At 72.6% G+C, this 18,985-nt stretch carries 19 protein-coding genes and 1 pseudogene; 6 read left to right on the top strand and 14 right to left on the bottom strand.

Annotation, left to right across the window (positions count from 1 at the left end; all coding sequences use genetic code 11):
- Positions 1-7 precede the first annotated feature (7 nt).
- The 7 genes from ACIBKX_RS16340 to ACIBKX_RS16310 all read right to left on the bottom strand — a co-directional run bounded on the left by ACIBKX_RS16340 (position 8) and on the right by ACIBKX_RS16310 (position 8,396).
- Complete coding sequence (locus tag ACIBKX_RS16340; RefSeq protein WP_363277934.1) at positions 8-1,210, bottom strand: MFS transporter; 1,203 nt, start codon at positions 1,208-1,210, stop codon at positions 8-10.
- Positions 1,210-2,985: an IucA/IucC family protein gene (locus ACIBKX_RS16335; RefSeq protein ID WP_363277935.1), complete on the bottom strand. Its 1,776-nt coding sequence runs from the start codon at positions 2,983-2,985 to the stop codon at positions 1,210-1,212. Before ACIBKX_RS16335 ends, ACIBKX_RS16340 begins: the two co-directional genes overlap by 1 nt.
- The gene (locus ACIBKX_RS16330; protein WP_363277936.1) at positions 2,982-4,172 is read right to left on the bottom strand and encodes an ATP-grasp domain-containing protein; all 1,191 of its coding nucleotides are present in this window, start codon (positions 4,170-4,172) and stop codon (positions 2,982-2,984) included. Before ACIBKX_RS16330 ends, ACIBKX_RS16335 begins: the two co-directional genes overlap by 4 nt.
- A gap of 195 nt (positions 4,173-4,367) precedes the next feature.
- Entirely contained in the window at positions 4,368-5,387 is a 1,020-nt protein-coding gene (locus ACIBKX_RS16325; RefSeq protein ID WP_363274573.1) for an iron-siderophore ABC transporter substrate-binding protein, read from the bottom strand.
- A gap of 86 nt (positions 5,388-5,473) precedes the next feature.
- Entirely contained in the window at positions 5,474-6,328 is an 855-nt protein-coding gene (locus ACIBKX_RS16320; protein WP_363274574.1) for an ABC transporter ATP-binding protein, read from the bottom strand.
- Positions 6,325-7,380 (bottom strand): iron ABC transporter permease, encoded by a 1,056-nt coding sequence (locus ACIBKX_RS16315; RefSeq protein WP_363274576.1) that lies wholly within the window; start codon positions 7,378-7,380, stop codon positions 6,325-6,327. Before ACIBKX_RS16315 ends, ACIBKX_RS16320 begins: the two co-directional genes overlap by 4 nt.
- On the bottom strand, positions 7,377-8,396 hold the full coding sequence (locus tag ACIBKX_RS16310) for an iron chelate uptake ABC transporter family permease subunit (protein WP_363274577.1): 1,020 nt from the start codon (positions 8,394-8,396) through the stop codon (positions 7,377-7,379). Before ACIBKX_RS16310 ends, ACIBKX_RS16315 begins: the two co-directional genes overlap by 4 nt.
- A 216-nt stretch (positions 8,397-8,612) precedes the next feature.
- On the opposite strand from ACIBKX_RS16310, the gene ACIBKX_RS16305 reads away from it, so the two are divergent.
- The gene (locus ACIBKX_RS16305; RefSeq protein ID WP_363274733.1) at positions 8,613-9,470 is read left to right on the top strand and encodes a (2Fe-2S)-binding protein; all 858 of its coding nucleotides are present in this window, start codon (positions 8,613-8,615) and stop codon (positions 9,468-9,470) included.
- 51 nt (positions 9,471-9,521) lie between these two features.
- Positions 9,522-10,598, top strand: coding sequence for a 2-oxoglutarate and iron-dependent oxygenase domain-containing protein (locus tag ACIBKX_RS16300; protein ID WP_363274579.1), 1,077 nt, complete (start codon positions 9,522-9,524; stop codon positions 10,596-10,598).
- Between the two features lie 12 nt (positions 10,599-10,610).
- Here the strand turns inward: ACIBKX_RS16300 and ACIBKX_RS16295 are convergent, their stop codons facing one another.
- The 6 genes and pseudogenes from ACIBKX_RS16295 to ACIBKX_RS16270 all read right to left on the bottom strand — a co-directional run bounded on the left by ACIBKX_RS16295 (position 10,611) and on the right by ACIBKX_RS16270 (position 16,029).
- The gene (locus tag ACIBKX_RS16295; RefSeq protein ID WP_363274580.1) at positions 10,611-11,351 is read right to left on the bottom strand and encodes a Clp protease N-terminal domain-containing protein; all 741 of its coding nucleotides are present in this window, start codon (positions 11,349-11,351) and stop codon (positions 10,611-10,613) included.
- 93 nt (positions 11,352-11,444) lie between these two features.
- The gene (locus tag ACIBKX_RS16290; protein ID WP_363274581.1) at positions 11,445-12,086 is read right to left on the bottom strand and encodes an HD domain-containing protein; all 642 of its coding nucleotides are present in this window, start codon (positions 12,084-12,086) and stop codon (positions 11,445-11,447) included.
- A 153-nt stretch (positions 12,087-12,239) separates the two neighbouring features.
- Positions 12,240-13,541 (bottom strand): MFS transporter, encoded by a 1,302-nt coding sequence (locus tag ACIBKX_RS16285; RefSeq protein WP_363274582.1) that lies wholly within the window; start codon positions 13,539-13,541, stop codon positions 12,240-12,242.
- A gap of 133 nt (positions 13,542-13,674) precedes the next feature.
- Positions 13,675-14,103 carry a GNAT family N-acetyltransferase gene (locus ACIBKX_RS16280; RefSeq protein ID WP_363274734.1) on the bottom strand — a complete coding sequence of 143 codons (429 nt, stop codon included), beginning with the start codon at positions 14,101-14,103 and terminating at the stop codon, positions 13,675-13,677.
- A 138-nt stretch (positions 14,104-14,241) separates the two neighbouring features.
- Positions 14,242-14,643: pseudogene (locus ACIBKX_RS16275) on the bottom strand (Fur family transcriptional regulator); the annotation flags it as partial.
- Between the two features lie 117 nt (positions 14,644-14,760).
- Entirely contained in the window at positions 14,761-16,029 is a 1,269-nt protein-coding gene (locus ACIBKX_RS16270; protein ID WP_363274583.1) for an aminotransferase class I/II-fold pyridoxal phosphate-dependent enzyme, read from the bottom strand.
- Positions 16,030-16,161: 132 nt separating this feature from the next.
- Here ACIBKX_RS16270 and ACIBKX_RS16265 point away from each other — a divergent pair, with 132 nt between their 5' ends.
- Positions 16,162-16,518: a DUF1801 domain-containing protein gene (locus tag ACIBKX_RS16265; RefSeq protein WP_363274584.1), complete on the top strand. Its 357-nt coding sequence runs from the start codon at positions 16,162-16,164 to the stop codon at positions 16,516-16,518.
- On the opposite strand, the gene ACIBKX_RS16260 is transcribed toward ACIBKX_RS16265, so the two are convergent.
- Complete coding sequence (locus tag ACIBKX_RS16260; protein WP_363274585.1) at positions 16,490-16,918, bottom strand: DUF4345 domain-containing protein; 429 nt, start codon at positions 16,916-16,918, stop codon at positions 16,490-16,492. The genes ACIBKX_RS16265 and ACIBKX_RS16260 overlap by 29 nt on opposite strands.
- A gap of 95 nt (positions 16,919-17,013) precedes the next feature.
- On the opposite strand from ACIBKX_RS16260, the gene ACIBKX_RS16255 reads away from it, so the two are divergent.
- Genes ACIBKX_RS16255 through ACIBKX_RS16245 form a run of 3 tightly spaced genes read left to right on the top strand, consistent with a single transcriptional unit; the run spans position 17,014 to position 18,495 of the window.
- Complete coding sequence (locus ACIBKX_RS16255) at positions 17,014-17,622, top strand: TetR/AcrR family transcriptional regulator (RefSeq protein WP_363274586.1); 609 nt, start codon at positions 17,014-17,016, stop codon at positions 17,620-17,622.
- A 28-nt stretch (positions 17,623-17,650) separates the two neighbouring features.
- Positions 17,651-18,034 carry a hypothetical protein gene (locus ACIBKX_RS16250; protein WP_363274587.1) on the top strand — a complete coding sequence of 128 codons (384 nt, stop codon included), beginning with the start codon at positions 17,651-17,653 and terminating at the stop codon, positions 18,032-18,034.
- A gap of 59 nt (positions 18,035-18,093) precedes the next feature.
- Positions 18,094-18,495 (top strand): PPOX class F420-dependent oxidoreductase, encoded by a 402-nt coding sequence (locus ACIBKX_RS16245; protein WP_363274588.1) that lies wholly within the window; start codon positions 18,094-18,096, stop codon positions 18,493-18,495.
- The last annotated feature ends 490 nt before the right edge of the window (positions 18,496-18,985 follow it).

Genomic DNA, 18,985 nt, shown 5'->3' with positions numbered 1-18,985 from the left:
AAACCGCTCAGCTGCGGAACGTGGCGGGAAGGACGGCGGCCAGCAGGGCCGCCAGAGCGATCGCGGTGCCGGTGAGGACCGGCGCGGAGGGGCCGAACAGACTGCTGCCGGCGGCCGCGGCGAGGCCGGCGGCGACCGCGCCCCCTTTGGAGACGAGCTCCAGCGTGCCGAACATCCCGCCCGGCGGGCGGCCCCGGGCGCAGTCGGCGGCAAGCACGGACAGGCTGACGAGGCCCAGCGTGAGGCCCGCGCCGAGCAGCAGCCGCACGGCGACGAAGGAGGGCAGCGAATCGGCGGCGCCGTGCCCGGCGAGACCGAGCGCGACCAGGGCGAACCCGGTCGCTATGCCCGCCGCGGGGCGGCGCTCGAAGACTTGGTGCACCCGGATCGCGAAGAGCAGATAGCACAGATGGGGAAGGGCGAAGAGCGCTCCGGAGAGCGCGGGTGACACGCCGGGTATTCGGTCCTCGATCAGCTGGATCAGATAGGGGAAGGAGATGACGGTCGAGAAGACGAACGCGAACTCGAAGGCGTAGAGCGCCTTCAGGGGCGAGAGCGGGCCCGTGGCCTCGGACGGTCCCGTCTCTGCGGCCTCGGCCCGTCGCGTGCCGGGCTCCGGGAGAAGCGCGAGCATCGCGGCGGCGGTCAGCGGCAGCACGGCGAGCAGCGCGTACTGGCGGTGCGGGGAGATCCACGGCGTCAGCGATCCGACGACGATCGGCGCGAAGACGAGTGCAGCCCGCGCCGCGCCCTGCATCAGCGTGAGCGCCCTGGACAGGTCCGACCCGGTGAGCGCGGCGGCCAGATAGCCGTTGGACGCGGCGAACGTGCCGCCGAGGATGCCCTGGAGCACCAGCGCCGCGGTGAACGCGCCGAGCGAGTCGGCCCAGCCCGCGAGCAGGAACGAGACGGCGAGGCCGAGTTGGGCGCGGAGCAGCAGCCGTTTTCGTCCGAAGCGGTCGGCGGCCCGGCCCCACAGCGGGGCGCCGAGCGCGCCGAACACGGTCGGCACGACGTACAGGAGTCCGGCCCAGCGGGCGGTCGAGTCACCGAGCGCGGGCAGGATCTCGGTCAGGTACGGGGGCAGTCCGAGGGCGGCGAACGAGGCCACGAAGTAGCAGGCGGCGACGGAGTGCACCTGCCGGCGGCCGAACCGGGCGCCCACCGCCGGTCCGTCCGTGAGCGCACGCGGGGATGAGGCGGTGGTCATCACTGGGTTCCCGTCCGCAGCAGGTAGTTGGGCCCTGTCGTGTAGTGCTTGTTGATGTCGGCGGCGCCGGAACGCTCCTTGGTGAGCAGCGTGCCCGCGGTGACCATGGCCTTGACGGGGAGTTCAGCCGCGTCGAGCACCTGGGCACGCAGCACGGCGCCCGGTTCGCCGGGGCCGGTCCCGAGCCGTTCGGCGGCCTCGGCGAGGCGGTCGCGCACGAGGCGCAGAAGCCGCTCCAGCGGGGCGCGGCCGTGCCGGGCGAGCCCGAAGGCGTAGGAGCCCGCGCAGAGATGGACGGTGATGGTGGTGAACAGGTCGAGCACGGGCCGGTCCCCGTCGACGAAGATCCGTACGTCGTCGAACTCGCCGGGCCCCGGCGCCTGTTGGCCCAGGGTGTCCCGCAGCCGCGCCCCGTTGACGCGCGGCCCGTCGTTGTCCTTGAACAGCAGCCGCAGGCGGGGCGGTGAGGCCGGGCCCGTGCCGTCGTCCAGGACCAGGGAGATGTTCTGCTGGTGCGACTCCAGGGCGATCCCGTACCCGAAGAGGGTGGCCTGCCAGTCGAAGAGCAGGGTCAGCACGGCGTCGAGGAGCGCGAGGGGATCGCCGCCGTAGTAGCGGTCGGCGAGCCGGTCGACGATCAGTGCGCCGTCGCCACCGGGAGCCGGGCAGAGCAGCGCGGCCATCGGTACGACGGCGCAGTCGTCGAGACCGGCCGGATACCGGCGCAGCAGTACGGCGAGCAGTTCGTGGCCGGCGTGGGCGTAGCGGGTCTCGTCGGCGTGCAGGATCGTGGCCCGGAAGCGTGGCTCGCGGGCGACGACGGCCTCGATGAGCCGCTGGCCCGCGGCGCCGTCGACGAGGGTGCCGGGTTTGATGGTGCGCCGGTTGCGCAGCCCCAACGTGGCGGTGGCGAGCGGCAGTTTGAGATGCCGCGAGGCATCCGCCGCGAGGGCGACGGTGCGCATGGACAGCGTCGGTACGACGTCGGGTCCGGGCCCGGTCAGCAGCTCGGCCCGGCCGTCGAGCCCCGCCTCCCGCAGCGCCTCCCGCAGGGGTGCGCCGACGGTCAGCGGGTGCACGGGGAAGACGTACTGATCGGGTGTCGTCCCGGTGAGCCAGCCGTCCGTGTCGCCGCCCACGGTGACCGCCTCCCGGGGCAGGGCGAGCCGCCGCAGCGCGAACTGCGGATGGAACTCCGGTGCGTACGCCCGCAGTTGGCCGACAGACAGCCCCGAGCGCCCGCGCGAGGTCGGATAGACGGGATGGTCGGCCCGCGCGGCGAGCGTGTCGTGGCCGAGCCCTGCGGCAAGGCCCGTCCAGGCGGCGGGATCGCTCCCGTACCGCCCGGTGAGCAGGGCGTCGATCTCGCCCCGCGTCCCGGCGTGCAGCCGCGCGGCGTCCAGCGCCTGCCCGCACTCCTCGGCGAACGCGTCGAACCCGGCACGGTCGGCGGGGTCCGCCAGCTCGCGCAGGGCACTCAACACGGCGGAGGAATCGGTGAGTTCGGCGCCGTCGGACTCCCGGCGGAGCAGCGGAAGCCGCGCGGCGTAACGCCCCTGGAAGCCGTCCTCCCGCACGGCCATGAGCAGGGCATCGGCGGCGGCCCCGTCCCGCGCGGGAACCGCCAGCCGCAGCCAGCCGCCGTCGGACAGAGCCACCGGCTCGCTCCGGGTACGCCACCCGACCACGTCTTCGCGCAGGAGCGCGCCGAGTACGCGCACCAGCAGCTCCGCCTCGGCCCCGACGGGCGCCGCCACGTCCGCGGTGCGCGTCACGGGGTGATCTCCCAGCGCTGTGCGGCGATGAAGTCCGCCACGGCCCGGTCCACCGCCAACTGGTCGGTGCCGATGGCGCGCACGACGCCGAGCAAGTCGCGGTTGGTGCCCTGTATCTCGTGCCGCACGCCGACGGCCCGCAGCGGACGGTACGTCAGACGCACGCCGTCCAGGGTGGTTTCCGAGGCGTCGGGCGCGGCCGTCAGCGTTCCGGAGCTCCGCGCGCACGGGTAGTCGAGCCGGGCCCTGCCGCCCTGCCGCGCCCCGAGGTCCGCCGGGAGCGGCTCGCCCAGATGCGTACGCAGGATGTGCTCGAAGAGCGGGATGTCCAGGAGCTGCGCGAGGAGCAGATCGCACTGGTCGCCGATGGCGCGGTAGTTGACCTCGATGATCCGGGCCCGGCCGTCCGCCACCACGAACTCGGTGTGGCAGGCGCCGAACCCTACGCCCAGCGCGTCCAGTTGGGCGAGGACCTGCTCGACCACCGGCTGCGGATGGGCGGGGACGAAGGTCATCCGCTCCTCGATGAAGTACGGCGGCGCGGACAACTCCGTGCGGAAGCCGCCGAGCACATGGCGCACCCGGCCGTCGCCGAGCGTCTCCAGGGTGCACAGCTCACCGGCGAGATACTCCTCGACGACGAGCGCCGCACCCGGCCGCCGGGCCTGTATCTCCGCGCACCGCGCGGTGAGTTGGTCCGGCCCGTCGACCAGGACCACGTCCTCGCTCGCCACGCCCTCACGGGGTTTGACGACACACGGATACGGCACGTCGAGCGAGGTCAGCGCGGCCGGGTCCTGCCCCGCCGCCAGCTCGGCCGACCACACGACGTCGGCCTTCGCGGCGGCGAGATGGCGGCGCAACTGCGCCTTGTCCTTGGTGCGCAGCGCCGCCCGCCAGTCCTTGCCGGGCAGACCGAAGTAGTCGGCGGCCAGGGCGGCTTGAGTCTGCAGATGGTCGCTGTTGGTGAAGACCGCGTCGGGGGAGTGGTGCGTCGAGATCCGGCTGATGACGGCACGGAAGTCGAGGACGTCGCACTCCAGGATCTCCAGGTCCGGGTGGCCGGCACGATGCGGGTCCGGCTGGTCGGTGAGGAGGGTGATGTCGAGGCCGAGGCGGCGCGCGGCGGGCAGAAAGCCGTCGGTGACCGAGTCGGTGGGGTTTCGGGCAAGGACGTACAGCCGCATGGGCGAGTCCACTTCCGGGTGCGGGCGCAGGTGGGGGGAGTTTTCTGGGGGGGGGGGGGAGGGAGTGGGGGGGGGGGGCCGCCCGGGCCCCCCCCCCCCCCCACCCCCCCCCAACATACCGGGCCCGTCGACGCCCCGCGCCCGCCCCGCCAACCGCGCCGCCCGCATCTCGGGCCCGCCCCCGTCACCTGACGGCTACTTCTTCGCGGGCAGTTCGACGCCCGTGGCCTTCGCGACGTCCGCCAGGACGTGCTCGGCGGCCTGCACGCCGATGCCGGACATCCACGTCTCGTCCGGGACCGTGAAGACCTTCTTCTGCTTGACGGCCGCGAGGTCCTTCCAGACCGGGTTGGACGTGACGTCCTTCTGCTGCGTCTTGTCCGGCGCGTCCGCGACCGTCACGAAGATCAGGTCGGCCTCGGCCTTGTCGATCTGCTCGGGGCTGACGTCCAGCATCGTCTTCTCGGGGTCCGAGGAGTTCTGCGACGCCGGGCGCTTGAGGCCGATGTCGTCGAGGACGATGCCGCTGTACGACGACTTCTGGTAGAGCCGGGTCGGTCCCGCGACGAAGCGGACGACCGACGCCGACGGCATCTTCCCGTCGTACTTCTTCTTGATGGCCGCACCGAGGGCCTTGGCGCGCGTCTCGTAGCTCTCCAGGGCCTTGTCGGCCTTGCTCTCCTCGCCGAGCGCCTTGGCGTGCACCTTCAGGTTCTCCTTCCAGGGGGAACCCGTGGTCTCGGTGAAGACGGTGGGGGCGATGCCCTTGAGCTTGTCGTACACCTTCTCGTGGCGGACCTTGGACGACAGGATCAGGTCGGGCTCGAGGGAGGCGATCAGCTCCAGGTTCGGCTCCTCCATGGGGCCGACGTCCTTCACGCCGCCGATCTTGTCCTTCAGGTACGAGGGGAAGCCGCCCGCCGTCTTGAAGTGCGGGGAGACCGCGCCGACCGGCTTGATGCCGAGCAGCGTCACGTCGTCCAGTTCGCCCGTGTCGAGGACGACGACCTTCTCGGGCCTCGCGGGGATCTCCGTACTGCCCATCGCGTGCTTGATGGTGCGCGGGAAACCGGCGTCGGCGGCGGAGTCCTTGCCGCCCTTGTCGGAGTCCTTGGAGTCGCCGCCGCACGCGGCGAGCGTTCCGGTGCCGAGGGCGACGGCGAGCAGGACGGCACTGATCCTGCGCAGACCGCGTGGGACGGAGGCAGTGGTCATGAGGGTGGTTTCCCTTGCTGTGAGCGGTGAGGGTGACGGGACGTTGAACAGCGGGCAGCGGGCAGCGGGCAGCGGGCCGCGGGCGGTCAGGCGGGGACGGCCGGACCGCCCGTGGTGTGACGGGCGGCTCTGCCCTTCGGGACGACCAGCGGGGTGCCGGTCTCCGGGTCGGGGATGACCCGGCAGTCGACGTCGAACACGTCCTTGACGAGTCCGGCGTCGAGTACGTCGGCGGGCGCGCCTGCGGCGGCCAGCTGCCCGTCCTTGAGGACGACCAGGTGGTCCGCGTACCGGGCGGCCTGCCCGAGGTCGTGCAGCACCATCACCACGGTGCGGCCGGCCCCGGCGTGCAGATCGGCGACCAGGTCGAGTACGTCGAGCTGGTGCCGCAGATCGAGGAACGTGGTCGGCTCGTCGAGCAGCAGCAGTTCGGTGTCCTGGGCCAGCGCGAGGGCGATCCAGGCCCGCTGCCGCTGGCCTCCGGAGAGCTGGTCCACGCTCCGGTCGCGCAGCTCGGCGGTGCCGGTGCGCTCCAACGCGGCGTCCACCGCCGCCTGGTCGGCCTTGGACCAGGGGCTGAGGAAGCTCTGGTGCGGGTAGCGGCCGAGCCGGACCAGCGCCTCGACGCTGATCGCGTCGGGCGTCACGGGCTGCTGCGGCAGCAGGCCCATCCGCCGGGCGAGGGACCGCGCCGACATGCGGTGGATGTCCGCGCCGTCCAGGGCGACGGTGCCGCCGGCCGGTGCGAGCAGCCGGGTGAGGCCGCGCAACAGGGTGGACTTGCCGCAGGCGTTGGGGCCGACGATGGCGGTGACGGCGCCGCCGGGCAGCGTCACGTCGAGGCCGCCGACGACGACCTTGTCGCCGTAGCGCAGATCCAGGCCGTGCGTGGAGAGCTGGTTGGCGGGAGACGCCGGTGCGGACGTCTGGGTGGGGCTCATGCGGCACTCCGGTTGACGGGCCTGCTCTGTCGGATCATCAAGGCGAGGAGCCAGGGGGCGCCGAGCGTCGCGGTGACCACTCCGACCGGAAGGCCGGAGACGGGCAGCAGGTGCTGCACGATCAGGTCCGATGCGAGCAGCAGGACGGCCCCGGTGAGGCCGGTCAGCGCGAGCGTCCCCGGAGTCGGCGGCCCCGCCACGAACCGCACGAGGTGCGGCACGGCAAGGGCCACGAACGCGACGGGCCCGGTGAGCGCGGCGGCCAGCGAGGCCAGGACGATCGCCGTGATCAGCAACTGGAGCCGCGCGGTGGACGGATTCAGGCCGAGGCCGCCCGCCGATTCGTCGCCCAGGTCCAGGACGGCGAGCCGCCGTTGGAGCGCGAACGCGGCGAACAGCGCGAGCGCCGTCGCGCCACCGGCGGCTCCCACCTCGGTCCAGGTACGCCCGTAGAGCGATCCGGTGGTCCACTGCAGGGCGGAGCCCGCGAGTTCGGCGGGGAAGCGTACGACCATCAGGTTCACCGCGGCGGCGAGACCCGCCTGCACGGCGAGGCCGACGAGCACAAGCCGGGTCACGGTGAGTCCCGAGCGCCAGCCGAACACGCCGAGCAGCAGCGCCGCGAGCATCCCGCCGCCGAGCGCGGCCACCGGGATCAGCGTCTGCGAGGCCCCGGTGGCGAGCAGCACGACGGCACCGAAGGAGGCACCGCCGGTCACGCCCATCACGTCGGGCGAGGCCAGCGGATTGCGGAACACCCGCTGCAGCAGCGCACCGCCGACGCCGAGCCCGATCCCGGCGACGACCGCGGCGGTCATCCGGGGCGCCCGGAAGTCCTGGACGACGAGGACGTCGCCGGGGTCGCCGAGACCGACGAGGCCGCGCAGCGCCACGGAGGCGGACAGCGGCATCTGTCCGGTCGTCAGGGCGAGCGTGACGAGGACGAAGAGAGCGGCGAGGCCGCAGAGCGCGAGCAGTACGAGGCGGCGCGTCTGCCGGGCGCGCACCCCGGTCGGCGCGGCCTTCGTCCCACGTACGGCGAAGACGGTCATCGTGCCACCTTCCGGGCGAGGACCGCGAGCAGCGGTGCGCCGAGGAAGGCGCTGACGATGCCGACCTCCAGCTCGGAGGGGCGCACGACGACCCGGCCGAGCACATCGGCGGCGAGCAGCAGCAACGGTCCGGCGATCAGACAGCCCGGCACGAGCAGCCGGTGGTCCGAGCCGACCGCGAGCCGCACCAGGTGCGGTGCGGCGAGCCCGATGAAGGCGACGGGCCCGGCGACCGCGACCGCCGACCCGGCGAGCAGCACGACCGCGATCCCGCCGACCGCCCGGATCCTGGCGACCGGCACGCCGAGCGCCTGCGCCGAGTCGTCGCCCAGGGCGAGCGCGTTGAGGGCGGGCGAGATGGCGACGGCCATGACCAGGCCGACGACCAGAGTGGGCAGTACCGGCCAGAGCACGTCGAGGGTGCGGCCGGACAGCGACCCCGCGAGCCAGAAGCGCGCCTCGTCCAGGGTGCGTTCGCTGGCCAGCATCACGGCCTGTGTCCAGGACAGGAGCACCATCTGGAGTACGACACCGCCGAGCGCGAGCCGCACCGGGTCGAGGTCACCGGCGCGCCGCGCCAGGAGCTGGGCGAGCAGGCCCGCACCGGCGGCTCCGGCGAAGGCGAACCACAGGTACTCGACGGGCTGGGTGAGATGCAGGGCGTAGATCGCGACGACGACCGCGAAACCCGCGCCCGCGTTGATGCCGAGCGTGGTCGGGGAGGCGAGCGGATTGCGCGTGATGCCCTGGGCGACCGCACCGGCCACGCCGAGCGCTGCGCCCACCGCGAGCGCGACGACGGTGCGGGGCAGCCGCAGTCCCGTGACCACGATCGCGTCCCGTCCATGGGCGTCGCCGAAGAGGGCGTCGGCCACTGTGGACAGCGGCACGGAGCGGGCTCCCAGGGCCAGGCTCAGCGCGGCGCACAGCACCAACGCGCCGACTCCGGCGAGGAGTAGAGGGATCCGCCGTGCGGAGAGACCGCCTGGTGGGGCGGCCTGATCGATCTTGGACACGGGGGAGGAGTTTAGGTTAGGTATACCTAAAACTGTCAACTACCTGTGCGCAGGGCGTTACGCCGAGGTGGCAGGGCGCGGCGCGCGACACCGCTTGAGCGGACGGCAAGGATTTTGTCAGTAAGGTAAGGCTTACTTTGGTGCAGCGGATCATTCCGTCGGAGCACCACTCGTCGTCCTGCCTGCCCGCCTTCTTTCCTTGGAGTACGCGTGCCGCTGACCGTGGCGCCGGCGCCGACCGCCGCCGCCCTGAGCCCCGCCATCCGGCTTGCCGCCACCTACCGGAGGCTCGCCGAGCGCTGCGCGTCGCTCGATGTCACGGTCGCGAAACCCGGTGTGACGGAGCGTCAGGGCCTGCTCAGCGGTGCGGAGTTGGCGCGGGACGAGAGCGCACTCGCGGCGTTCGTGGCGGCCGAGGCCGACCGCATCCGCGCCGCCCACGACCACACGCCCCGGCCGGACGTCGCCGCGTCCCGCGCGCTGCACGACTACCTCTGGTCGGTCTCGCTGCTCATGAGCGGCCCGTGGCATCTGGAGCGACGCGTGCCGCGGGTCGAGCCGGCCGACGTCCGCGTCGATCTCGCGACCGGCGCCTTCGAGGTCACCCCCGGCCCCTTCGCCTGTCTGCCGGACGACCCGGCCGCCGGACACCCCGGCATCCGGGTGCTGCCGGACGAGGAGTCGCTCCGCGTCGAGCTGCGCGCGGCGGTGGTCGCCCACATGCGGCCGCTGCTCACCGCGATCGGCCCCCGACTGCGGCGCGGGCCGCGGGCGTTGTGGGGCATGGCCGGCGACGACCTCATCTCCGGGATCTGGTACCTGGGCCGGATGCTCGGCGAGGAGGACGCGGCACTGCGGGCCGTCGACGCGCTGCTCCCGGGGCCCGTCGAGCCGTTCCCCGGCGGCGCCGCCTTCCGGCACCTCACGACACGCGACGGCGCGCGCCACCCCACCCGTACGCGCCTGGGCTGCTGCCTCTATTACGCGATCCCCGCGACCGAGGCGTGCGGGACCTGCCCACGGGTCTGCGACGCCGAGCGGCTGCGCAGGCTGGAGGGTGAGCCCACCCCGTAACGCCCCGCACACCCCGTAGCATCGCGGCGACGCCTATGACGGGAGTGGCCCATGCCCCGGTCCGCGAACGACAGCCCCTTCGAAGTCCCTGTCATCGACATCGGCCCGTACGTCGACGGAGCGGGCTCGGAGGCCGAACGGGCCCGCGTGGCGCGCGAGATCGACGACGCCTGTTCCCGCGTCGGCTTCGTCCAGATCCTCGGCCACGGGATTCCCGACGAGATCCTGGACGGCCTGAAGGGTGCCGTCGACGGTTTCTTCGGGCTGCCCCTGGAGACGAAGAAGCGCTACCGGCTCACCGGGGCGAACCGCGGCTACAGCCCGCCCAGGAGCGAATCCCTCAGCCTGAGCCTCGGCGTGGAGTCCGCCGGACGCATGAACGACTTCTTCGAGGCGTTCAACGTCGGCACCGAAGCCCGCTCGTTCCCCGGACTCGACCTTTCCGAGGACGACTACGGGATCAACGTCTGGCCCGCGGAGGTCGACGGCTTCGAACAGGCGGTGCTGCGCTACTTCGCCCGCGCAGGACGGGTCGCCCGCACCCTGACGCGGATCTTCGCCGACGCGCTGGGCGAGCGTCCCGACTTCTTCGAACCGCTCACCGACCACTCCATCGACGTACTGCGCATGAACAACTACGCGCTGCCGGAAGGCACCGTCAGCCTCGACGGCGACCTGACCGGCATGGGCGAGCACACCGACTACGGTCTGGTGACCGTGCTGTGGGCGGACCGGATCCCGGGCCTTCAGGTGCTCGGGACCGACGGGGTCTGGCACGACGTCACGCCCGTCGAGGGCGCGCTCCTGGTCAACCTGGGCGACCTCACCGCCCGGCTCACCAACGACCGCTGGATGTCCACCCTGCACCGCGTCAAACCGCCGGTCGTCGACGGCGGCATCGTGCGGCGGCGCTCCGTCGCCTACTTCCACGACGGCAACGTCGACGCGGTGATCGCCACGCTGCCCAGCCATCTGGACGCCGCCGACGACCTGGCGTACGGACCGATCCTCGTCCGCGACCACATCAAGGCGAAACTGGCGGGCTCCCGGCAGGGCAAGGCGAACGTGGCGGCCGTCCGGGAGGCGGCGCGGGTGCGCGCCGCCGCCGAACGGGAGGCCGGCACCTGAACGGCGCCCGCCTCACCCCTGCTCGTGCGCGGCGCGCAGCGCCTCCACCGCCTGCACGATGTTCGCCTCGGCGGCCGCCTTCTGGACGCCGAGGCCGGTGAGCGGACCCGAGCCGTCCTCCGCCTCCAGGAGCGCGAGCAGGATGTGTTCCGTCCCGATGTAGTTGTGGCCGAGCCGCAGTGCCTCGCGGAAGGTCAGCTCAAGGGCCTTCTTCGCGCCCGAGTCGTACGGGATCAGATCGGGTACGTCGCCGACGGCGGGCGGCAGTTGATCCGTGATCCGCTCGCGTACGGCGTCCAGCGCCACGCCCTGGGCGACGACCGCCTTGGCGGCGAGGGCGTCGGGCTCGGTCAGCAGGCCGAGGGTGAGATGGGCCGTGCCCGTCTCGTCGTTGCCCGCGGCGCGCGCCTCCTCCTGCGCGGCCATGACCACCTTCCTGGCCCGGTCGGTGAACCGGCTGAACCCCTGCCGGGGATCGAGGTCGGAGACCTCGCCGGGTTCCTTCGGCACGAACCGCTTCTGGGCGGCCTGCCGGGTGACCCCCATGCTCTTGCCGATGTCCGTCCAGGACGCGCCGGAGCGGCGCGCCTGGTCCACGAAGTGGCCGATCAGATGGTCGGCGACGTCACCCAGGTGGTCCGCGGCGATGACGGCGTCGGTGAGCTGGTCGAGAGCGTCGGTGTGGACCTTCTTGATGGCCTCGATCAGGTCGTCGAGGCGGATGGGGTGCGAAGGCTGCGAGGGCTGCGTCATGTGTCAACCTTAGGTTGACAGTCTTCTGACTGTCAACCACGAGTTGACACCCCTGTGTCCGCTGACCGACTCGCCCGCTGCGCCCCTGCTCCCCTACTCCGCCCAAGGGGAGCCCTGGATCACCTCGACGAAGTCGCCGCGGGTGAAGCCGGGGACGAAGTGGGCGAGGACATCGGCCTTCACGTTCCCGAAGGCGGTCTCCGGCTTGGGCGCGATCCCCTCGGTGAACGCTGCCAGGATGCGCCGCTTGAAGTCGGGCCGGGGGTGCAGCGCGGTCACCGCGGCATGGTCCTCGGCGGTCAGGTCGTCGTAGCCGATGCCCAGTACGTCGTACTCGACCCCGGCGGTGACCAGCGCGACCTCCGGCTCCATGAACGCGGGGATGCCCGGAGTGGTGTGCAGGGCGATGGCCGTCCACACCCGGCGCACGGCGTCCTCCGGCACACCGTGACCCCGCAGGAAGCGGCGCGCCTCGTCGGCGCCGTCCACCTCGAACCGGTGGCCACTGTCGCGGAACGCCTCGCCCAGGCCCAGGTCGTGGAACATCGCCCCGATGCAGAGGAGTTCGGGGTCGAAGCTGAGCCCGCGCCGCGCGCCCTGGAGGCTGCCGAACCAGAAGACGCGGCGCGAGTGGTGGTAGATCAGCTCGCTCGTGGTGTCCCGCACCAGTTCGGTGGCCGCGGCGGCGAGCCCGGTGTCCGGGACGGAGACTCCGGCGGCGGTGGAGGCGGTCATGGCGTGACTCCTGTCGTAGGCGCGACGGTCGTAGGCGTAAGAGAGACGGTCGTAGGCGTAAGAGAGGGGAGGGCGTGGAGCGCGGGTCCGATGTCTCCGGTCGCTGTCCCTGACCCTGATGCGACCAGCCTGCTCGACGGGCGCACACCCCGGTCACGGAAGCGGCGGAACGCGGCGGCCTCGGCAGCGACGAGACGCTGCGCCGGGCCTTCGCGCGGCACTTGGGGACGACACCGTCGGCGTACGCCGCACGCTTCCGGACGACTGGGCCCGGCGCACCGCAGGGCCCATCGCCAGCGAGGCGATGAGAAGGACGCCGCCGAGCAGCAGCCACCCCGGCACGCCCCACGTCACCAGGAGCGAGGTCAGCAGCAGCGGGCCAAGCGTGCGGGCCACCGGCACCCCCGTACCGAAGAAGCCCTGGTACTGGCCCACTCGACCGGCCGGGGCCAGGTCGAAGCCGAGCTGCCAGGAGCCGGCCGACTGCTGCATCTCGGCGACGACCTGGAGCACGGCAGCCGCCACGAGGACCGCCGCCGTCGCCCAGACGGGAAGCCCCGCTGCCGAGCAGGCGAAGGCCGCGCACGACGCGAACATCACCAGGCCGGAGCGGCGCACCGCGCGGGTCGCCGTGCGCGGCCCGTCGACGCCGCGCGCCATCCGCACCTGGAAGGCCGTCACGGCAAGGGTGTTGAGGACGAAGAGCGCGGAGACCAGCCAGCCCGGCGCGTTCGTCCGCTCCACGATCCACAGCGGAACGGCGAGGCTGAGCAGCGGCATCCGCAGCAACAGCACCGCGTTGAGCGCGGTGACCACGGCATACGGCCGGTCCCTGAGCACCGCGAACCGCGGCTCGTCCTTCGCGCGCCCCAAGTGGCCCGGCACCGACGGCAGTCGCAGCAGCGTGAGCGCGCAGAGCAGGAAGCTGACCGCGTCGAGCGCGAACACCGCGAGGTAGGCCTCCCGCGTGTCGTGCCGCAGGGCGAGCCCGCCGAGCGCGGCGCCCACGGCGAGCCCGGCGTTGAGCGTCGACTGCAGATGCGCGAGGACGCCCGTACGCGCCGCCGGATCCACCAGACCGGCGAGCAACGCCTGGCGCGCCGCGGCGAGTCCGCACTGCGCGACGGCGTACAGACAGGCGGTGAGGAGGAAGGGGACGAAGGAGCGGATGAAGAGGAAGGAGCCGACCGACGCGCCGGTGGCCACGGCGAGCAGTACGGCCGTGCCGCGCGGACCCCGCCGGTCGGCGAGTGCCCCGAGCGGCACACCCGTGACGGAGCCGATGGCCCACGCGATCGTCAGGGCGAGCCCGATCTGGGTGGGGGAGAGGCCGACGACCCGCGTGAAGTAGAGGGCCGAGGTCACGTAATAGGCGCCGTCGCCCACGGAGTTGCTCAGCTGGGCGGCGGCGAGGACACGCGGTGCGCCCCTCGGCGGAAGGATCCGGATCGGCACGACTCTCCCCAGGTCAGCGGCTGCCGGGCCGATTGGTTCCGGCCCGACGGGGAGAGATTAGCCAGCCAAGTGGTCCGCCCTTCAGGCCATTTGGGGCGCTGTGGCTTGGGCCAAATCGCGCGGCCCGTGCCGGCTAGGAGCCCGGTCGGCGCACCATGAAGACGTCGACGGGGTCCTGCTCCTCGACGCTGAACCCGTGCCGCTCGTACAGCCGCCGCGCGGCGCTGCCCCGCAGCACGTTCAGGCGGACGGGATCGCCTGCCGCGTCGGTCCGTTCGAGCAGGGAGCGCAGTACGGCCGAGCCCAGGCCGCGGCCCTGGAGCGCGGGATCGAGATAGAAGTGCTCGAGCCACAGCCCGTCCGGGGCGGGCCGCAGTGCGACACAGCCCGCGAAGGCTCCGTCGGCGACGATCACCGAGGTGTGCCGGGGCAGGAAGGCGTCGCGGAACCGCTGGCGCACCCGGTGCTCGTCGAACCGCCCGAGCCGCTCCAGGTCCGGGCGCATCACCGTCGCGCGCAGCTCGGCGATCGTCTCGACGTCGGTGGGCTCGGCGGCCCGCAGGGTCCAGACCGGCGCGGGCTTCGACGGCTGGTCGGTCGGCGTGTTCACGGACGTAGTTTCCCTGGTCGCCGGCTTGCGGCAGGGAGTGGGGTCCTCGGCGGCCTGGCAGCGGGCGCAGACTCCGCTCAGCTCCAGGGTGTGCTCGAGCGCGGCGAACCCGGTGCTCTCGCCGAGCCGCTCGGCCCAGCGCTCGACGACCTCCGCGTCGACCGGCTGACTGCGCCCGCAGCAGCGGCAGATGAGGTAGTGGCTGTGCTCGTCCGTGGGCCGCTGCAGATAGAGCCGCTCGCCGCCTTCGTCGCGTACGACGTCGACGAGACCGGCGCGGCCGAGTTCGCGCAGGGTGCGGTAGACGGTGGTCAGTCCGACCGTGCTGCCGGACGCGGCCATCAGGGCGTGCAGCTCCTGGGCCGAGACGAAGTCCGCGCAGCGGGCCAGTGTCTCCAGTACGGCGGTGCGCTGGCGCGTCCTGCGCAGGCCCCGCTCGGCGGCGCGGGTGTCCCGCGCGGCCGGCGGGGGCGCCGTCCGGACAGTGCCCATGGGGACTCCTTGGCGGAAGAAAGCCGGGTGGAGCCCCCATGGTAAATGAACATCGTTTTCAAGTCGACGAGGGCGGCCGGGCGGGCCGGGTGAACCCGCGCCTCCGTCGGACCGGCTCTAGGCGGCCTGCTTCTCGTACCCCACGAGCCGCACGCAGACGGCGAGGCCCTCGATGGCCTGCTCCAGCTCCGTGAGGCCCGGGTAGCTCGGCGCGATGCGGATGACGGCGTCGCGCGGGTCGTCCCCGTACGGGTGCGTCGCGCCCGCCGGGGTCAGCACGATGCCCGCGTCTGCGGCGCGGCGCACGACCTCCTTGGCGCAGCCTTCCGGCACCTCGAGCGTGACGAAGTAACCGCCCTTGGGGTCGGTCCACGTGGCGAGGCCGGTGGAGCCCAGCTCGGCGTCCAGGATGCGGGCCACCGTCTCGAACTTCGGCTGGAGCAGGGCACGCTGGCGCTCCATGTGGGCGCGCACGCCGTCCGCGTCCCGAAGGAAGAGGACGTGCCGCAGCTGGTTGATCTTGTCGGGGCCGATCGACCGCTTCTGGTTGTTGGCGAGGAGCCACTTCACGTTCGCGGGCGAGGAGCCGAAGAAGGCGACACCGGCGCCCGCCGCGGTGATCTTCGAGGTGGAGCCGAACACGAAGGCCCGGTCCGCGTTGCCCGCGTCCGCGCACGCGGCGAGCAGATCGGCGATCTCGACCGGCGTGTCGGTGAGGTGGTGGGCGGCGTACGCGTTGTCCCAGAAGATCCGGAAGTCGGGGGCCGCGGTCCGCATCGTGGCGAGGCGCGTCACGATCGCGTCGCTGTAGCAGACGCCGTCCGGGTTGCTGTACTTCGGCACGCACCAGATGCCCTTGATCGCCGGGTCCTCGGCGACGAGGCGCTCCACGACGTCCATGTCGGGTCCCTCGGCCGTCATCGGCACGGGGATCATGTCGATGCCGAACCGCTCGCAGAGCGCGAAGTGCCGGTCGTAGCCGGGGACCGGGCAGAGGAACTTGACGCGCTCCTGGTCCACCCAGCGCGACTCGGCGCCGGGCACCACGCCCAGCAGGGCGTGCACGAGGCAGTCGTGCATCAGCTCAAGGCTGGAGTTGCCGAGCGCGAGCAGCTGGCCGGCCGGTACCTGGAGGACGCCGGCGAAGATCTCCCGCAGCTCGGGCAGGCCCTGGAGACCCCCGTAGTTGCGTACGTCGGTGCCGTCGGCCGAGGTGTGCCGGCCGCCCGGCAGGCTGAGCAGGTCGTCGGAGAGGTCGAGCTGCTCGGGCGCCGGCTTGCCGCGCGTGAGGTCGAGCTTGAGTCCGCGGGCGACCAGGGCCTCGTAGTCCTGAAGGGCCCGCTCGCGGAGCCCGCCGAGGGCGTCGGCGCTCAGCTCGGTGGTCATGGGTGTGTCCTCTCACTGCTGGTGGCACGGCCCGTACTGGCGCCGGGGGGCTTCCGTACTGCCTGCCGAGGATACAAACCGGCCCGGTGGCCGACTTCCGCCGGGGCGTGTCCCTCCGCTTATCCTCGGGGAATGGTGCGGAGCGCGGCGGAAGACGTCACCGGATACCTGGCCGAGGTGCCCGAGGAGCGCAGGGCCGCCCTGGCCCGGCTGCGGCAGCTGTGCCGGGCCGAGCTGCCGGGCTTCGACGAGGTCATGGCGTACGGAATGCCCGCGTACGGGCGGAACGGCACCGCCGAGATCGCCTTCGCGAGCCAGAAGCAGTACGTGTCCTTCTACCTCCTGCGCGTCGAGGTGCGCGGCGCCTTCGAGGAGCGGCTGGCCGGGCACGACATGGGCAAGGGCTGCCTGCGCTTCCGCAAGGCGGAGAACATCGACTTCGAGCTGGTGCGGGAACTGCTCAGGGCGACGGCGGCGCTGCCTGCCTGACCCAGGTCTGGTCCGCGGGCGACTTCTCGTCGGCGTCGGCGAGCCAGAAGAGCAGGGGCGACAGGGTCAGCTCCAGGACGGCAAGACCCGTCTGGAAGCCGTGCGGCCAGCCGTGCACGGCGATCGAAAGGACCCGCCCGAGCGCGCCGAGCAGGAAGACGGCGGTCAGCCAGCGCACGGCCGTGGCCGGAATGGGGGACTGCCGGGCCGCCCAGAGCCAGGCGAGGCCGTACCCGGCGAAGATCGCACCGAAGAACCGCCCGAGGCTGTCGATGGTCGCACCGGCCGAGCCCTCGCCCGGGATCGAGGCGTTTCCGAGCAGTACGTGGAAGAGGCCGATGGCCACGCAGGCGTACCCCATCGTCAGTGCGAGGACCCGCAGCACCTGTGCCCTGGTCATGATCGACTGCCCCCTGCCATTAGTAGACGCGCATCTAGTAAGACGTGCCCCACGCTACGGGAAGCTACTAGACATGTGTCAAGTAAGCTGTCCCCGTGCCTCCCCGCCAGCGGCTCAGCCCCGCAGATCGCCGTGCCCAGCTCCTCGCCGTCGCGGCGCGGCTCTTCGCCGCGCATCCGTACGACGAGGTGCTGATGGAGGGCGTCGCCGAGCAGGCCGGGGTCTCCCGCGCGCTGCTCTACCAGCACTTCCCCGGCAAGCGGGACCTGTTCGCCGCGCTCTACCAGCAGGTGGCGGACCAGCTCCTCGCCAAGACGCGGCTCGACCCCGCCGACACCTTCGCCGAGCAGCTGGTCGAGGGCCTGGACGCGCACATCGAGTACTTCGCGGAGCACCGCAACACCGTCCTCGCGGCGAACCGTGTCCTCGCGGGCGACCGGCTGATCCAGACGATCATGCAGGACGAACTGGACGCCCTGCGCGAGGGATTGCTCGGGTCCCTCCGGCTCACCGACGCCACCACCCGCAAGGCGGTCTCGGGCGTCCTGAAGAGCTGGCTGGTCTTCGTCCAGGTCCTGTGCGTCGACTGGCTGACGGACCCGACGTGCACGCGCCGGGAACTGCGAGACGTCTGCGTGGGCGCGGTCCTGGGCGCGGTCCGCCCGCTGCTCCCGGAGGACCCGGCCCCGGACTGGCCGCGCTGAGGCAGGGGCGCCGCTCTACGATCGCCGGATGCCGCGCAACGAGAAGAAGTCACGGCGCCTGGCCGTCGACGGGAACGTCTACCTGTGGACCGTGGGCCACACGCACCGGGCGCTGGGCGACGGGCGCTACGAGGACTGCTGCGAGGTCCTCGACATCCGGCTCTTCCGGGCCCGTGGCCGGCTGCGCGTGCTCTTCCGGGAAGGGCCGGACCGGCTTGTCCCCGACGGGTATCTGCACGCGGGCGCGGTCGGCACCGCGGGCGGCGCCTTCCTGAACCTCCACGAGCCGGGCACCGTCCGAGCCTTCCTCGACGCGGCTCTGGCCCAGGGATGGCGCCCCGACGACCCGCCGCCCCTGGAGCTGGACGGCTGGCCCCTCTTCGAAGCCGCGGCCGCCCGTCGGCGCGCGTAACATCGCGCACCCGGCGTCGATCAGTGGCCGGGACGGACGCGGAGATCGGGAGCGGGACAGTGGACGAAGCGGCATCGGCGCGGCTCGGCAGCGGCAAGTACCTGCTGGTCACCAGCTACCGCAAGAACGGCACCCCGGTGCCGAGCCCCGTCTGGGTGGTCGAGGACGGCGCCGCGCTGGGGGTCTGGACGGCCGCGGACTCCTGGAAGGTCAAGCGCATCCGCAACAACCCCGACGTCCTGGTCGGCCCCTGCGACCTGCGCGGCAACCCGACGGGCGACCCGGTCCCCGCCACCGCGGAGATCTGCAACCCGGAGACCACGGCCCGCTACCGCACCCTCATCGCCCGCAAGTACGGCCTGATCGGCCGCCTGACCCTGCTGGGCAGCAGGCTCCGGCGGGGGATGAGCGGGACGGTGGGGATCCGGATCTTGCTGACGGGGGCGGCGCCGCAGGACTGAGCTGGTGGGGGCGCCGCAGGACTGAGGGGGGAGCCGGGCGCGTGGGGCATGCCGCGTCGGTCGGTCGGCCGAGGGGTCGAAGGTGCGGCGACGGTCGTCGGTGGGGCCTCGAAGGTTCCGGCCGTACTCCCGTGAGTGCCGGTCGACGCGTGTTGAGCCGGGTGGTGCCCGGCACGGGGTGCCCACGCCGACCTCCGGGTGCCGTCCGGTGCAGTGCTCTGTGTCGGGTGCGCCGCGACAACCGCCGGTTGTGCCCGACGTGGGCTGCCGCGTCGGTCGGTCGGCCGAGGTGGTCGAAGGTGCGGCGGCGGTCTTCGGCCGGGCCCCGAAGGCTCCGGCCGCACTCCCGCGAGTGCCGATCACCGCGTGCTGAGCCGGGTGGTGCCCGGCACGGGGCGCCGCACCGACCGCCGGGTGCCGTCCGGTGCAGTGCTCTGTGTCGGGTGCGCCGCGACAACCGCCGGGTGTGCCCGACGTTGGCCGCCGCGTC

Origin of the sequence: Streptomyces sp. NPDC050658 (assembly GCF_044457025.1) — a bacterium.
GTDB lineage: Bacteria > Actinomycetota > Actinomycetes > Streptomycetales > Streptomycetaceae > Streptomyces.
This window is presented reverse-complemented; position numbering and strand designations above follow the sequence as displayed.

Coding starts and splice junctions, on each gene's coding strand:
- ACIBKX_RS16250 (WP_363274587.1), top strand. CDS start 17,651: ATGCCGCGCAACGAGAAGAAGTCACGGCGCCTGGCCGTCGACGGGAAC.
- ACIBKX_RS16330 (WP_363277936.1), bottom strand. CDS start 4,172: ATGCGGCTGTACGTCCTTGCCCGAAACCCCACCGACTCGGTCACCGAC.
- ACIBKX_RS16290 (WP_363274581.1), bottom strand. CDS start 12,086: ATGACCGCCTCCACCGCCGCCGGAGTCTCCGTCCCGGACACCGGGCTC.
- ACIBKX_RS16270 (WP_363274583.1), bottom strand. CDS start 16,029: ATGACCACCGAGCTGAGCGCCGACGCCCTCGGCGGGCTCCGCGAGCGG.
- ACIBKX_RS16265 (WP_363274584.1), top strand. CDS start 16,162: ATGGTGCGGAGCGCGGCGGAAGACGTCACCGGATACCTGGCCGAGGTG.
- ACIBKX_RS16300 (WP_363274579.1), top strand. CDS start 9,522: ATGCCCCGGTCCGCGAACGACAGCCCCTTCGAAGTCCCTGTCATCGAC.
- ACIBKX_RS16325 (WP_363274573.1), bottom strand. CDS start 5,387: ATGACCACTGCCTCCGTCCCACGCGGTCTGCGCAGGATCAGTGCCGTC.
- ACIBKX_RS16260 (WP_363274585.1), bottom strand. CDS start 16,918: ATGACCAGGGCACAGGTGCTGCGGGTCCTCGCACTGACGATGGGGTAC.
- ACIBKX_RS16340 (WP_363277934.1), bottom strand. CDS start 1,210: ATGACCACCGCCTCATCCCCGCGTGCGCTCACGGACGGACCGGCGGTG.
- ACIBKX_RS16320 (WP_363274574.1), bottom strand. CDS start 6,328: ATGAGCCCCACCCAGACGTCCGCACCGGCGTCTCCCGCCAACCAGCTC.
- ACIBKX_RS16295 (WP_363274580.1), bottom strand. CDS start 11,351: ATGACGCAGCCCTCGCAGCCTTCGCACCCCATCCGCCTCGACGACCTG.
- ACIBKX_RS16315 (WP_363274576.1), bottom strand. CDS start 7,380: ATGACCGTCTTCGCCGTACGTGGGACGAAGGCCGCGCCGACCGGGGTG.